This is a genomic window from Neisseria brasiliensis, assembly GCF_009671065.1.
Lineage (GTDB): Bacteria > Pseudomonadota > Gammaproteobacteria > Burkholderiales > Neisseriaceae > Neisseria > Neisseria brasiliensis.
In genome coordinates this window covers 714,829-728,830 of the sequence record NZ_CP046027.1, presented here as the reverse complement: position 1 = coordinate 728,830, position 14,002 = coordinate 714,829, and the positions used below count along the sequence as shown (strand labels likewise).

Annotated in this window: 13 protein-coding genes; all 13 read left to right on the top strand. The window is 51.2% G+C overall.

The window, feature by feature from the left end:
• Positions 1–22 precede the first annotated feature (22 nt).
• The 13 genes from GJV52_RS03705 to ftsA all read left to right on the top strand — a co-directional run bounded on the left by GJV52_RS03705 (position 23) and on the right by ftsA (position 13,956).
• Complete coding sequence (locus GJV52_RS03705) at positions 23–1,498, top strand: UDP-N-acetylmuramoyl-L-alanyl-D-glutamate--2,6-diaminopimelate ligase (RefSeq protein WP_100562577.1); 1,476 nt, start codon at positions 23–25, stop codon at positions 1,496–1,498.
• A gap of 17 nt (positions 1,499–1,515) precedes the next feature.
• Complete coding sequence (locus tag GJV52_RS03700) at positions 1,516–1,884, top strand: beta/alpha barrel domain-containing protein (protein ID WP_095502311.1); 369 nt, start codon at positions 1,516–1,518, stop codon at positions 1,882–1,884.
• Between the two features lie 49 nt (positions 1,885–1,933).
• Positions 1,934–2,455, top strand: a complete 522-nt coding sequence (locus tag GJV52_RS03695; protein ID WP_100562575.1) for a M23 family metallopeptidase — start codon at positions 1,934–1,936, stop codon at positions 2,453–2,455.
• 117 nt (positions 2,456–2,572) lie between these two features.
• Positions 2,573–3,940: a UDP-N-acetylmuramoyl-tripeptide--D-alanyl-D-alanine ligase gene (locus GJV52_RS03690; protein WP_100562573.1), complete on the top strand. Its 1,368-nt coding sequence runs from the start codon at positions 2,573–2,575 to the stop codon at positions 3,938–3,940.
• Between the two features lie 114 nt (positions 3,941–4,054).
• A complete protein-coding gene (gene mraY / locus GJV52_RS03685; protein WP_100562571.1) occupies positions 4,055–5,137 on the top strand; it encodes a phospho-N-acetylmuramoyl-pentapeptide-transferase in 1,083 nt (360 codons plus the stop codon).
• Between the two features lie 51 nt (positions 5,138–5,188).
• Positions 5,189–5,671, top strand: coding sequence for a group II truncated hemoglobin (locus GJV52_RS03680; protein WP_095502314.1), 483 nt, complete (start codon positions 5,189–5,191; stop codon positions 5,669–5,671).
• Positions 5,672–5,706: 35 nt separating this feature from the next.
• Positions 5,707–7,044 (top strand): UDP-N-acetylmuramoyl-L-alanine--D-glutamate ligase, encoded by a 1,338-nt coding sequence (murD, locus tag GJV52_RS03675; RefSeq protein ID WP_100562569.1) that lies wholly within the window; start codon positions 5,707–5,709, stop codon positions 7,042–7,044.
• A 117-nt stretch (positions 7,045–7,161) separates the two neighbouring features.
• Complete coding sequence (ftsW, locus tag GJV52_RS03670) at positions 7,162–8,355, top strand: putative lipid II flippase FtsW (protein WP_095502328.1); 1,194 nt, start codon at positions 7,162–7,164, stop codon at positions 8,353–8,355.
• A 5-nt stretch (positions 8,356–8,360) separates the two neighbouring features.
• Positions 8,361–9,428 (top strand): undecaprenyldiphospho-muramoylpentapeptide beta-N-acetylglucosaminyltransferase, encoded by a 1,068-nt coding sequence (gene murG / locus GJV52_RS03665; RefSeq protein WP_100562566.1) that lies wholly within the window; start codon positions 8,361–8,363, stop codon positions 9,426–9,428.
• A gap of 153 nt (positions 9,429–9,581) precedes the next feature.
• Complete coding sequence (gene murC, locus GJV52_RS03660; RefSeq protein WP_195690063.1) at positions 9,582–10,988, top strand: UDP-N-acetylmuramate--L-alanine ligase; 1,407 nt, start codon at positions 9,582–9,584, stop codon at positions 10,986–10,988.
• Between the two features lie 59 nt (positions 10,989–11,047).
• Positions 11,048–11,959: a D-alanine--D-alanine ligase gene (locus GJV52_RS03655; protein WP_100562562.1), complete on the top strand. Its 912-nt coding sequence runs from the start codon at positions 11,048–11,050 to the stop codon at positions 11,957–11,959.
• Positions 11,949–12,665, top strand: a complete 717-nt coding sequence (locus GJV52_RS03650) for a cell division protein FtsQ/DivIB (RefSeq protein ID WP_100562560.1) — start codon at positions 11,949–11,951, stop codon at positions 12,663–12,665. The genes GJV52_RS03655 and GJV52_RS03650 overlap by 11 nt, the downstream gene beginning before the upstream one ends.
• Before the next feature lie 46 nt (positions 12,666–12,711).
• Positions 12,712–13,956: a cell division protein FtsA gene (gene ftsA / locus GJV52_RS03645; protein WP_100562558.1), complete on the top strand. Its 1,245-nt coding sequence runs from the start codon at positions 12,712–12,714 to the stop codon at positions 13,954–13,956.
• The last annotated feature ends 46 nt before the right edge of the window (positions 13,957–14,002 follow it).

The following is a 14,002-nucleotide window of genomic DNA, read 5'->3' as shown; positions in this document are numbered from 1 at the left end:
TTTAAGCAATAAAGAGAATATTATGTTCAGCGAGTTAATTCCATTGGCTGAAACCGACTTACCTGCTCTGCTGTGTGAAAACGCAGCAGGGCGTTTGTTGCATTCAGACAGCCGCCAAATCAAGGCCGGTGATATTTTCGTTGCCTGCCAAGGCGAATACACCGATGGCCGCAGCTATATTCCGGCGGCGATTGCCAATGGCGCGGTATTTGTGTTTTGGGACGATGACGGCCGCTTTACTTGGAATCCAGAATGGAATGTGCCCAATCAAGGCATTAGAGATTTGAAACACCGTGCGGGTATTTTAGCGGCCGAAGTGTACGGCGATGTTTCAGACGGCCTCAAAGTATGGGGCGTAACCGGTACCAACGGCAAAACCTCCATCACCCAATGGCTGGCGCAAGCTGCTGATTTATTGGGTGAACCATGTGCCATTATCGGCACAGTCGGCAACGGCTTTTGGGGTAAACTGGAAGAAACCAGTCACACCACGCCCGACCCGGTCACCGTGCAAACCTTGCTGCATAAATTCAAACAACAAGGCGCTACTGTGGCAGCGATGGAAGTATCGAGCCACGGTTTAGACCAATTCCGTGTCAACGGTGTGCCGTTTCAGACGGCCATTTTCACCAACCTCACGCGCGACCATCTCGATTATCACGGCACCATGGAAGCGTACGGCGACATCAAAGCCCGTCTGTTTTACTGGCAGGGTTTGAAACACGCCGTGATTAATGTCGATGATGAATACGGCGCGGCTTTAGTAGGCCGTCTGAAACAAGATAAGCCTGAATTGGCGGTGTATGGCTATGGTTTTCATGCTGATGCGGATATCCGTATTGTTGAGTTTCAAGCATCTTCAGACGGCATGACCGTGGTGTTTGATACGCCATGGGGCAAAGGCGAATGCAACAGCGGTTTGCTGGGCCGATTCAACGCGCAGAATTTGGCCTCATGTGTCGGCTTGCTGTGTGCCAATGGTTATCCGCTGGATAAAGTATTGCAGGTTTTGGCGCAAATCCGACCGGCTACCGGTCGCATGGATTGCATCATGAATAGTGGCAAGCCTTTGGTGGTGGTCGATTACGCGCACACGCCGGATGCGTTGGAAAAAGCCTTGGCCACCTTGCAGGAAATCAAATCGAACGATGCCGCGCTGTGGTGTGTGTTTGGCTGCGGCGGCAATCGCGACCGCGGTAAACGCCCGCTGATGGGCGCGGCGGCAGTGGCTGGAGCGGATAAAGTGGTCGTGACCAGCGACAATCCACGCATGGAGCATCCGCAAGACATCATCAACGATATTCTGCCTGCAGTGCGCCAGCCTGAAAAAGTCGAAGCCGACCGTAAAGCGGCAATTGAATATGCCGTTGCCCATGCGGCGGCAAACGACATCATTTTAATTGCCGGAAAAGGCCACGAAACCTACCAAGACATGCAGGGCGTGAAGCATCATTTTTCCGACTTTGAAATTGCCAAAGCCGCGTTGGACGAGCGTTAATCCAGAAAGGCGACACCATGAAATACACCATCGGCCTGTGCATGGCTGCCATATTGGCATTGACTGCCTGCGGCGAAAAAGCAGTGGAGAAACCGGCTGCCCAAGCAGAAAATAGCAGCGGCGAAGTGTTTAAATTCAATAAAACCAGCCACAGCGTCAATCCACAATACACTTTATACGGCTTGCGCCATTTGGTGATGAACAACCGCACCTATGCCAAAAAATACGCCAAAAAACACCCTGACCAATGGGCGCTGGGCGAAGAACATTTCCGCCGTGCCGAAAATGCGTTCCAAACCGACCAAGTAGAAGCGGCCGATGAAGCCTTCCGTTCGGCCATGGAGCAATATCAGGTGATTTTGAAAGCAGAAAAAGTACAAGGTTGATTTCAGACGGCCTTGATGAAGCAGGCCGTCTGAACAAGAAAGAATATTCATGCCCCACACACTTCACCGTGCTTTTTTAATCGGAGTCACCTTCGTTTTATTGTTTGGTTGCAGTAGCGGAAAATTGCCGCGCCCCAATGCCGAAATCGCCCATTTGCGCGCGCAAACGCCACCAGCTGCCGGCAGCCTGATGAATCCGGTTAAAGGTCATCGTTTCAGCGATACATGGGAGGTTGCCCGCAGTCACGGCCGCCGGCATGAAGGTGTGGACATTTTCGCCAAGAAAAACACCAAAATCCGCAGCACCACCAATGGCGTGGTCACCAAAATCGGCAACAACAAACTTGGCGGCAAAGTCATCGGTATTCAAGGCCCCGGCGCATGGCATTATTATGCCCACTTGAATAAATTTGCCAACATCAAACTCAACCAGCGCGTGAAAGCCGGACAAACCATCGGTTATGTTGGCGACACGGGCAATGCCAAAGGCACGCGGCCGCATTTGCATTACGGCGTTTATCTGCCAAGCGGTGCGGTGAATCCTTATCCCTTGATTAATCAGAATAAGTAGGTAAAATTATCCGCCCTAAAAAATGCGCCGCCTAATTATTGGCGTACACAGCCATCTTTTCAGACGGCCTCAGCTTTTGATAGGCCGTCTGAAAAAAATAAACCAGCCAAAGAAACCATGAAACCTTTAGATTTACATTTCATCTGCCAAGCCCTCAACCTGTCTATGCCGTCTGAAAATCAGCCGGTGCAGCGCATTGTGACCGACAGCCGCGACATTCAAAGCGGCGATGTGTTTTTTGCGCTGGCAGGCGAACATTTCGACGCGCATGATTTTGTCGGCGATGTGTTGGAATGCGGTGCGGCGGCAGTAGTGGTATCGCGTGAAGATTGTGCGTGGCTGGAAGGTGCGTTGAAGGTAGAAGATACCTTGGCGGCCTTGCAAACTTTGGCCAAAGCGTGGCGGGATAATGTGGATCCGTTTGTGTTCGGCGTGACCGGCTCAAGCGGCAAAACCACGGTAAAAGGAATGCTGGCCGGTGTGTTGCGCCATCAGTTCGGCGATGAAGCCGTGTTGGCCACCGCCGGTAATTTCAACAACCACATCGGCTTGCCGCTGACCTTGTTGAAATTAAATGAGAAACACCGTTATGCCGTGATTGAAATGGGCATGAACCATTTCGGTGAATTGTCGCTGTTGACCCGCATCGCCCAGCCCGATGTGGCGCTGGTAAACAATGCCTTGCGCGCGCACGTCGGTTGCGGTTTTGACGGCGTGGGCGATATTGCCAAAGCCAAAAGCGAAATTTACGAAGGCTTGGCTTCAGACGGCCTCGCCTTGATTCCTTGTGAAGATGCCAATATCGACACTTTCAAAGCCGCCACAGGCCGTCTGAACGTGAAAACTTTCGGAGCGGAAAGTGGCGATGTGCACGCCGAAAATATCGTGTTGAAGCCTTTATCATGCGAATTTGATTTGGTGTGCGGCGGCGAACGTGCGGCGGTGGTGTTACCGGTGCCAGGTAAACACAATGTCAGCAATGCTTGTGCGGCAGCCGCTTTGGCGCACGCAGCGGGCTTGAACCTGCAACAGATTTCAGACGGCCTCAAACATTTCAGCAACATCAAAGGCCGCTTGCAAATCAAACAAGGCATTAAAGGCGCGACTCTGATTGATGATACCTATAATGCCAATCCTGATAGCATGAAAGCCGCGCTGGACGTATTGGCCGCCCTGCCTGCACCGCGCGTGTTTGTGATGGGCGATATGGGTGAGTTGGGCGAAGACGAAGCTGCCGCCATGCACGCCGAAGTCGGTGCATATGCGCGTGACAAAGGTATTGAGTTTGCCTATTTTGTCGGCGACGACAGCGTGGAAGCAGCGGAAACATTTGGTGCCGATGGCTTGTGGTTTGCGGCCAAAGACCCGCTGATTCAAGTGATGAGCCATGATTTGCCGCCAAACGCGCATGTGCTGGTGAAGGGTTCGCGCTTTATGAAAATGGAAGAAGTGGTCGAAGCATTGCTGAATGCAGAGGCAGTCTGAAATTATTGAATGCCGTCTGAACCAATTGGTTTTTCAGACGGCCTGTCATCATCATTTAACCCGGCAGGGCAGCGGTGTTGCCTTGCTGATCAAAAAGTAAAAAAGGAAGTTTGAATGTTTTTATGGCTTGCCCATTTCAGCGATTGGTTTTCTGCGCTGAACGTTTTCCAATACACCACATTCCGTGCGGTGATGGCGGCATTGACCGCGCTGGTGTTTTCGCTGCTGCTCGGTCCGTGGACAATTCGCAAGCTGACGGCGTTGAAAGTCGGTCAAGCGGTGCGTACCGATGGTCCGCAAACCCACTTGGTGAAAAACGGCACGCCAACCATGGGCGGCTCGCTGATTTTGACCGCGATTGCCGTATCGACTTTGCTGTGGGGTAATTGGGGCAATCCGTATATCTGGATTTTGCTGGCGGTGTTGCTGTCAACCGGCGCGCTGGGTTTCTACGACGACTGGCGCAAAGTGGTTTATAAAGACCCAAACGGCGTATCGGCCAAATTCAAAATGGTGTGGCAATCGACTGTGGCTTTGCTGGCCGGTATTTTCCTGTTTTACGCGGCCGAACTGCCTTCTAGCACCGAATTTATCGTGCCGTTTTTCAAGCAAATTGCTTATCCTTTGGGCGGCATCGGCTTTGTAGTGCTGACTTATCTGGTGATTGTCGGCACATCCAATGCGGTGAACCTGACCGACGGTTTGGACGGTTTGGCTGCGTTCCCTGTGGTGTTGGTAGCCGGCGGTTTGGCCATTTTTGCCTATGCCAGCGGCCACACCGAATTTGCCCGCTATCTGCAATTGCCTTATGTGGCCGGCGCCAATGAAGTGGTGATATTCTGCGCGGCGATGTGTGGGGCGTGTTTGGGCTTTTTGTGGTTTAACGCGTATCCGGCGCAAGTCTTTATGGGCGACGTGGGTGCATTGGCCTTGGGCGCGGCTTTGGGTACGGTGGCCGTGATTGTGCGTCAGGAAATCGTGTTGTTCATCATGGGCGGTTTGTTTGTGGTGGAAGCGATTTCGGTGATGTTGCAGGTCGGCTGGTATAAGCGCACCAAAAAACGCATTTTCCTGATGGCGCCGATTCATCACCATTACGAACAAAAAGGCTGGAAAGAAACGCAAGTGGTGGTGCGCTTTTGGATTATCACCATTGTGTTGGTGCTGATTGGTTTGAGCACCTTGAAAATTCGCTAATGAAAACAGGCCGTCTGAATGCTTTATCGTTCAGACGGCTTTGGAGCAGCTATGTATCACGCATTAGGCGGTGAGCAAGGTGTGCGTGCTTTGACTGACCGTTTTTACGACTTAATGGAACTCGAGCCAAAATATCAAGCCTTGCGCGAAATGCATGGCGACGATATGGCCTTGATTCGCGACAAGCTCTACGAATTTTTCAGCGGTTGGCTCGGTGGGCCGCCTTTGTTTGAACAAAAATACGGCCATCCACAACTTCGTGCGCGCCATATGCCGTTTGCCGTAAAAAGCCAAGTGCGCGACGAATGGGTGGCCTGTTTTGCCCAAGCCTTGAGTGAATTAGAAGTCGACAAAAAGCTGGCCGAACCTTTGCTGCTGCAAATCTATGCCATGGCCGATTGGATGCGCAATCAACATGAAGACGGTGTTGCGCCGCCGATGCCACCCGGCGCCAGCAGCCCGGAAGACAGACTGGCCGCGTTGCAGGAAATGCTGCCGCGTTATGATGTAAACGGATTTTTTCAGACGGCCTGAATATCCACAATAAAACCTATTGAATCGAACACAAAATGAATTGGCAAAATAAAAAAGTATTGGTCGCAGGTTTGGGCGGCTCGGGCATTTCGATGATTGCATTTCTGCGTCAAGCCGGTGCCGAAGTGGCGGCTTACGATGCGGCACTTAAGCCTGAGCGCGTGGCGCAAATCGGTAAAATGTTTGACGGCTTGAAGTTTTATACAGGCCGTCTGAAAGATGCGTTGGCAGAAGGTTTCGATACGCTGGCCATCAGTCCGGGCATCAGCGAGCGTCAGCCGGATATTGCCGAATTTCAAGCCAATGGCGGCCGCGTGTTGGGCGACATTGAAATATTGGCCGGTGTGTTGAACGAGCGCGGCGATAAAGTGATTGCCATCACAGGCAGCAACGGCAAAACCACCGTCACCAGTTTGGTCGGCTATTTGTGTATCAAATGCGGCTTGGATACCGTGATTGCGGGTAATATCGGTACGCCGGTGTTGGAAGCCGAATTGCAGCGTGAAGGCAAAAAAGCCGATGTGTGGGTGTTGGAATTGTCCAGCTTCCAATTGGAAAACACCGAAAACCTGCGCCCGAGCGCGGCGACGGTATTGAATATTTCCGAAGACCATCTCGACCGCTACGATGATTTGCTTGATTACGCCCATGCCAAAGACAAAATTTTCCGTGGCGAAGGCGTGCAGGTATTGAATGCGGACGATGTATTCTGCCGCGCCATGAAACGGGCCGAGTGCGAAGTAAAATGGTTTTCGATTGAACATACGGCCGATTATTGGCTGGAACGCGGAACAGGCCGTCTGAAACACGGTAGCGATAATTTGCTGGCCACAGCCGATATTCCGCTGCAAGGTCTGCACAATGCGGCCAATGTGCTGGCGGCAGTAGCCTTGTGTGAAGCCATTGGTTTGCCGCGCGAAGCTTTGTTGGAACACGTCAAAACCTTCCAAGGCCTGCCGCACCGCGTGGAAAAAATCGGTGAGAAAAACGGCGTGATTTTTATCGACGACAGCAAAGGCACCAATGTCGGTGCCACCGCTGCCGCAATTGCCGGTTTGCAAAATCCGCTGTGGGTAATTTTGGGCGGTGTGGGTAAAGGCCAAGATTTCTCGCCGCTGAAAAACGTGTTGGCAGGCAAGGCTAAAGGCGTGTTGCTGATTGGCGAAGACGCGCCGCTGATTCGCCGTGATTTAGCCGATTGCGGCGTGGCGATGACCGATTGCGCTACTCTGCAAGAAGCGGTTCATACGGCCTATGCCCAAGCTGAAGCGGGCGATGTGGTGTTGTTGAGTCCGTCTTGCGCCAGCTTTGATATGTTTACTGGTTATGCGCATCGGGCGGAAGTGTTTATCGAGGCATTTCGGGCTTTGTAGGCCGTCTGAACGCGCCACTGAAATAACCATTTAATTCATAAGAATAATCTCTGTTCAGACGGCCTGAATATGTCAGGCCGTCTGAACACTTTACTCAAGCTGCAATGCTTTTTTAACATGAATGTCCTAACTAAACTTTCTAATTATATATCCCGTCATGTATCCCGATTCTTAGACAGGCCTATTGTACGCAGCGGTCAAAAAATCGATGTTTCGTTGTTGTGGATGATTATTCTGCTGACGGCATTCAGTCTGCTGATGATTTATTCGGCTTCGATTGCGTATGCGGCCGCTGAAGGCGGTAATCAGTATTCTTTTTTGTATAAGCAGGCAATTTTTATCATTTTGGGTGTGGTTGTGTGCGGCATTATTTCTCTTTTCAAAATGACGTCTTGGAAAAAGTTTATGCCGTGGTATTTCGCCTTGTGCGGGATATTGTTGGTTGTGGTATTGGGCGTGGGGCGTGAGATTAACGGTGCGACGCGCTGGATTCACATCGGTCCGATTAACCTGCAGCCGACCGAAATGTTTAAATTGGCTGTGATTCTGTATTTAGCCAGTTTGTTTACACGCAAAGCGGAAGTGTTGCAGAGTGTGAAAAAAATCATCAAACCGGGCTCGCTGTTGGTGGTCGGCCTGATTTTGATTATGGCACAACCCGATTTCGGCTCGTTTGCGGTGATTATCGGCATCATTATGGGAATGCTGTATTTGGCCGGTTTCCCGCCGAAATATTTTGCCATGATGTCGATGATGGTGTTGATCGGTATGGGCGGCTTGATTGTGGCTGCGCCTTACCGTATGGCACGATTTGCTGGCTTTCTTGATCCATGGGCAGATCCATTGGGCAAGGGCTATCAGTTGACCCATTCCTTGATGGCGATTGCACGCGGCGAATGGTTGGGCGTGGGTTTAGGGGCGAGTTTGGAAAAACGCTTTTACCTGCCTGAAGCGCATACCGACTTTATTTTCGCCGTGATTGGCGAAGAATTCGGCTTTTTGGGCATGTGTGTGCTGGTGTTTTGTTATGGCTGGCTGGTGGTGCGAGCTTTTTCCATCGGCAAGCAGGCGCGGGATTTGGATTTGATTTTCAGCGCCTATGTAGCCAACGGTATCGGCATTTGGATTTGGATTCAGAGTTTCTTTAATATCGGTGTAAACATCGGTATTCTACCAACCAAGGGCTTACCCTTGCCGTTGATGTCGTACGGTGGTTCGGCTGTGGTGATTATGTTAATCTGCATGACATTGTTGTTGCGGATTGATTATGAAAACCGCCAAAAAATGCGCGGTTATCAGATAGAAGGATAGAATAAATGGGCGGTAAGACATTTATGTTGATGGCCGGCGGTACCGGCGGCCATATTTTTCCGGCATTGGCTGTGGCCGACTCCTTGCGTGCGCGCGGCCATCATGTGATTTGGCTGGGTAGCGAAGGCGCAATGGAAACACGTATCGTGCCGCAATACAATATTTTATTGGAAACCTTGGCGATTAAAGGTGTGCGCGGCAATGGTTTGAAACGCAAGCTGATGCTGCCGTTTACGCTGTTTAAAACCGTTCGCGCGGCACAGCGCATCATCAAAAAACACCGCGTGGCCTGCGTGATTGGTTTTGGTGGTTTTGTGACTTTTCCGGGCGGTGTGGCAGCCAAATTGTGCGGCGTGCCGATTGTGATTCACGAGCAAAATGCCGTGGCCGGTTTGTCCAACCGCCAATTGTCACGCTGGGCGAAACGCGTGCTGTATGCCTTCCCGAAAGCGTTTGAACACGAAAACGGTTTGGTCGGCAATCCCGTGCGCGCAGATATTGCCAATTTGCCGACACCGGCAGAACGCTTTGCCGGTAGAGCAGGCCGTCTGAAAATATTGGTGATGGGCGGCAGCTTGGGTGCAGATATTCTGAACCAAACCTTGCCGAAAGCGTTGGCTTTATTGCCTGAGAATGAGCGCCCGCAAATGTATCATCAATCCGGTCGCAACAAATTGGGCAGCCTACAGGCCGACTATGATGCCTTGGGCGTGGAAGCTGAGTGCGTGGAATTTATTACCGACATGGTATCGGCGTATCGCGATGCTGATTTGGTGATTTGCCGCGCCGGTGCGCTGACGATTGCTGAATTGACTGCTGCCGGTGTCGGCGCGTTGTTGGTGCCGTATCCGCATGCGGTGGATGACCACCAAACTGCCAATGCCCGTTTTATGGTGCGCGCGCAAGCCGGTTTGCTGTTGCCACAGCCGCAGTTGACGCCGGAAAAATTGGCCGAAGTGTTGAGCGGTTTAACGCGCGAACAATGTTTGCAATGGGCAGAACAAGCACGCACATTGGCCTTGCCGCACAGCGCGGATGATGTGGCACAAGCCGCGATTGATATAGTGGGTTGAGTCTTTTAAATAGGCCGTCTGAAAAGAGTAGGGCAGTTTTCAGACGGCCTGACATGCTATGTTAATTATCCTTTACAATAAAACAATGGCGCATAACGCAGCAGCCCTTTAGAATAACGCTTTTACGTAAAAATTGACTTCGGGACAGAAATCATGATGAAAAATCGAGTAACCAATATTCACTTTGTCGGCATCGGCGGCGTCGGCATGTGCGGCATTGCTGAAGTGTTGCACAATTTGGGTTTTAAGGTTTCCGGTTCCGACCAGTCGAAAAACGCCACCACCGAGCACTTATCGGCCTTGGGTATTCAAGTGTACCCCGGACATACCGCCGAACACGTGAATGGCGCCGATGTGGTGGTGACCTCTACCGCCGTAAAATCCGATAATCCTGAAGTGGTGGCGGCCAATGAGCAACATATTCCCGTGATTCCGCGCGCACTGATGCTGGCGGAACTGATGCGTTTCCGTGACGGCATCGCTATTGCCGGTACCCACGGTAAAACTACTACTACCAGCCTGACCGCTTCGATTTTGGCGGCCGCCGGGTTGGATCCCACTTTTGTGATTGGTGGCAAACTTACTGCCGCCGGTTCGAATGCCCGTTTGGGTCAGGGCGAATGCATCGTGGCCGAAGCCGATGAATCGGATGCGTCTTTTCTGCATTTGACGCCGATTATGTCGGTGGTGACCAACATCGATGAAGATCACATGGATACATACGGCCACAGCGTGGAAAAGCTGCATCAGGCCTTCATCGATTTTATTCACCGCATGCCGTTTTACGGTAAAGCATTTTTGTGTATCGACAGCGAATACGTGCGTGCGATTGTGCCAAAAGTGAGCAAACCGTTTGCCACTTATGGCTTGGACGATACTGCGGATATTTACGCCACCAATATTGAAAACGTCGGTGCGCAAATGAAATTTACCGTGCATGTCAACATGAAAGGCCACGAGCAAGCGCCGTTTGAAGTGGTGTTGAATATGCCGGGTCGCCATAATGTATTGAACGCTTTGGCCGCCATCGGTGTGGCCTTAGAAGTGGGCGCTTCGGTTGAAGCCATCCAACAAGGCTTGCTCGGCTTTGCCGGTGTTGGCCGCCGTTTCCAAAAATATGGTGAAGTGGCCTTGCCAAAAGGCGGTAAAGCTCTGTTGGTTGACGATTACGGCCACCATCCGGTGGAAATGGCCGCCACTGTGGCCGCCGCGCGTGGTGCGTATCCGGATAAGCGTTTGGTGTTGGCATTCCAACCACACCGCTACACGCGTACCCGCGATTTGTTTGAAGATTTCACCAAGGTATTGAATACCGTTGATTCGCTAGTGTTGACCGAAGTGTATGCCGCCGGTGAAGAACCGATTGCCGCCGCCGATTCGCGTGCCTTGGCGCGCGCCATTCGCGTATTGGGTAAACTAGAGCCGATTTACTGCGAAAACGTAGCCGAATTACCGGAAATGTTGCTGAATGTGTTGCAAGATGGCGATGTGGTGTTGACCATGGGTGCTGGCAGCATCAATAAAGTACCGCAAGCCATGTTGGATGCGAGCAAACAATAATAATGGGAAAGGCCGTCTGAATAAGTTTGGCCGTCTGAAAGATTAGAAAGACAAGCAGTATGCAGAATTTTGGCAAAGTGGCCGTGTTGATGGGCGGTTTCTCAACCGAACGCGACGTTTCCTTAGATAGCGGCGCCGCGATTTTGGCGGCTCTGAAAAGCAAAGGTGTTGATGCGCATGCGTTCGACCCGAAAGAAACCCCGTTAGGCGAATTGAAAACCCAAGGTTTTCAGACGGCCTTCAATATCTTACACGGCACTTACGGCGAAGATGGCGTGATTCAAGGCGCGTTGGAATTGATGAACATGCCTTACACCGGCAGCGGTGTGGCGGCTTCGGCCATTGGCATGGATAAATATCGTTGCAAACTGATTTGGCAGGCTTTGGGCTTGCCTGTGCCGGAATTTGCTGTTTTGCGTGACGACAGCGATTTCGATGCGGTTGAAAAAACCTTAGGTTTGCCGATGTTTGTCAAACCGGCGGCAGAGGGCAGCAGCGTCGGCGTGGTAAAAGTGAAAGAAGCAGGCCGTCTGAAAGCGGTTTACGAAGAATTAAAGCATTTACAGGGTGAGATTATCGCCGAACGTTTCATTGGCGGCGGTGAGTATTCTTGTCCGGTATTGGGCAACCACGGTTTGCCGAGCATCCACATTATTCCGCAAACCGAGTTCTACGACTGGGAAGCCAAATACCAGCGCGATGATACCGTTTACCAATGCCCGTCTGATTTGAGCGAGAGCGATGAAGCCTTGATGCGTGAGCTGGCGGTGCGCGGTGCGCAGGCGATTGGCGCGGAAGGTTGTGTGCGCGTTGACTTTCTGAAAGATACAGATGGTAAGCTGTATCTGTTGGAAATCAATACCTTGCCGGGTATGACCAGCCACAGTTTGGTACCAAAATCTGCCGCGCAAACCGGCTTGGATTTTGCCGATTTATGTCTTGAAATTTTGAAAACTGCTCATGTGGGATGATGCCGGCGCCTTGAGGCGGTTAACAAGATGGTTGAGTGTGTTGGTGGTGCTGTTGCTCATCGGCACAGGTGTGGCATGGGTGTATCATTCAGACCACTTTCCCATCAAACAGGTTGCCATTGAAGGCAAGCTGACCCATATTGATGGCAAAGAGCTGCAAACCATTGCGCAAAAACACTTGGTCGGCAATATTTTTCGTGCTGATATGAATGCCACGCAAGAGGCTTTTCAACAATTGCCTTGGGTGGATTCGGCTTTGGTGCGCCGCCGTTTGCCGGATACAGTTGAAATCCATCTGACTGAGCGCATAGCCATCGCCCAATGGAAAAAATCGGGTTTGGTTGATACCAAAGGCAATGTATTTCAAGCCACGTTGGAGCAGGATTTGCCGGTTTTCGAAGGACAGTCCGGCACAGGTAAAGACATGGTCAGACACTACAATGAATTTACCGGTGTTCTTGAAGCACGTGGTTTAAAAGTGAAAGAGCTGATCTACACGCCACGTTCGGCTTGGTCGGTGGTGTTGGACAACGGCATTACCGTGCGCTTAGGGCGCGAGCATGAAATCAAACGCTTGCAGTTTTTCGCCGAAATTTGGCCAAGCCTGCTGCAAAAACACCGTGACCGTTTATTATATGTCGATATGCGTTATAAAGACGGCTTTTCGGTGCGATACAAACAACCTTTGGATGGGCCGTCTGAATAACCAGGCTCAGTAAAAAATACAACATTAGCAAAATGAATGGGAATTTATGGAACAAGGCAAATACATCAGTGCATTGGACATCGGCACGTCAAAAGTGATTGCACTCATCGGAGAAGTGCAAGAAGACAATGAAATCCACATTGTCGGTTTGGGTCAAGCACCATCACGCGGCTTGAAAGCCGGTATGGTGACCAACATCGATGCGACTGCACAAGCTATCAAACAAGCGGTAAACGAAGCCGAATTAATGGCCGATACCAAAATTTCCCATGTCACCACGGGCATTGCCGGTAACCATATCCGCAGCCTGAATTCGCAAGGTGTGGTGAAAATCAAAGACGGTGAAGTGACGCAGGCCGACATTGACCGCGCCATCGAAACCGCCAAAGCCATCAATATCCCGCCTGACCACAATATTTTGCATACTGTGGTGCAGGAATACATCATCGACAATCAGCCGGGCGTAAAAGAGCCAATCGGCATGAGCGGCGTGCGTTTGGATACGCGCGTGCACATCATTACCGGCGCCAATACCGCTTTGCAAAACATCCAAAAATGCATTCAGCGTTGCGATTTGCAGATGGATCAAATCATGCTGCAACCTTTGGCCAGCGGCCAAGCCGTGTTGACTGAAGATGAAAAAGATTTGGGCGTGTGTGTGATCGATATCGGTGGTGGCACGACTGACATTGCGGTTTATACCAACGGCGCCATTCGCCATACCGCCGTCATTCCGGTAGCAGGCGACTTGATTACCAAAGATTTGGCGCAAGCTTTACGTACGCCGCACAGCGCCGCCGAATACATCAAAATCCATTACGGCGTGGCCATTCCAACCATGGAAGGCTTGGACGAAATGGTTGAAGTGCCAAGCGTGGGCGACCGTTTGCCGCGCCAAATTTCACGCCGTGTATTGGCTAGTGTGATTGGCCCGCGTGTGGAAGAAATTTTGGAATTGACCTTAAACGAGTTGCGCCGCTCAGGCTTCCCTGAAGAAGTGTTGACTTCCGGTATCGTGTTGACCGGTGGTGCATCTATGTTGACCGGTATTGTCGAGTTAACAGAAGAAATCTTCAATCTGCCGGCGCGTATCGGTGTACCGCAAGAAATGGGAGGCGTATCAGAGCGTATCCGTAATCCGCGCTATGCGACTGCCATCGGCTTATTACAAGTAGCACGCGGCGAAGAAGACGGTAGCCCGGTAACCGGCGCGGTACATGTTGGCGGTGATAGCGGTGAAAAACTCAGCTTGTGGGCGCGCTTCCAAAAATTCTTAAAAGATAATTTTTAATCCGTTAAAGTTGCTAATTTGTTATGGTAGATGTTCAGACGGCCTA

Bases quoted from the DNA above. Each gene is read 5' to 3' on its own strand.
- GJV52_RS03655 (WP_100562562.1), top strand. From the start codon at position 11,048: ATGCAGAATTTTGGCAAAGTGGCCGTGTTGATGGGCGGTTTCTCAACC.
- GJV52_RS03680 (WP_095502314.1), top strand. From the start codon at position 5,189: ATGTATCACGCATTAGGCGGTGAGCAAGGTGTGCGTGCTTTGACTGAC.
- GJV52_RS03650 (WP_100562560.1), top strand. From the start codon at position 11,949: ATGTGGGATGATGCCGGCGCCTTGAGGCGGTTAACAAGATGGTTGAGT.
- murG (WP_100562566.1), top strand. From the start codon at position 8,361: ATGGGCGGTAAGACATTTATGTTGATGGCCGGCGGTACCGGCGGCCAT.
- GJV52_RS03700 (WP_095502311.1), top strand. From the start codon at position 1,516: ATGAAATACACCATCGGCCTGTGCATGGCTGCCATATTGGCATTGACT.
- murD (WP_100562569.1), top strand. From the start codon at position 5,707: ATGAATTGGCAAAATAAAAAAGTATTGGTCGCAGGTTTGGGCGGCTCG.
- GJV52_RS03690 (WP_100562573.1), top strand. From the start codon at position 2,573: ATGAAACCTTTAGATTTACATTTCATCTGCCAAGCCCTCAACCTGTCT.
- GJV52_RS03695 (WP_100562575.1), top strand. From the start codon at position 1,934: ATGCCCCACACACTTCACCGTGCTTTTTTAATCGGAGTCACCTTCGTT.
- murC (WP_195690063.1), top strand. From the start codon at position 9,582: ATGATGAAAAATCGAGTAACCAATATTCACTTTGTCGGCATCGGCGGC.
- ftsW (WP_095502328.1), top strand. From the start codon at position 7,162: ATGAATGTCCTAACTAAACTTTCTAATTATATATCCCGTCATGTATCC.
- GJV52_RS03705 (WP_100562577.1), top strand. From the start codon at position 23: ATGTTCAGCGAGTTAATTCCATTGGCTGAAACCGACTTACCTGCTCTG.
- ftsA (WP_100562558.1), top strand. From the start codon at position 12,712: ATGGAACAAGGCAAATACATCAGTGCATTGGACATCGGCACGTCAAAA.
- mraY (WP_100562571.1), top strand. From the start codon at position 4,055: ATGTTTTTATGGCTTGCCCATTTCAGCGATTGGTTTTCTGCGCTGAAC.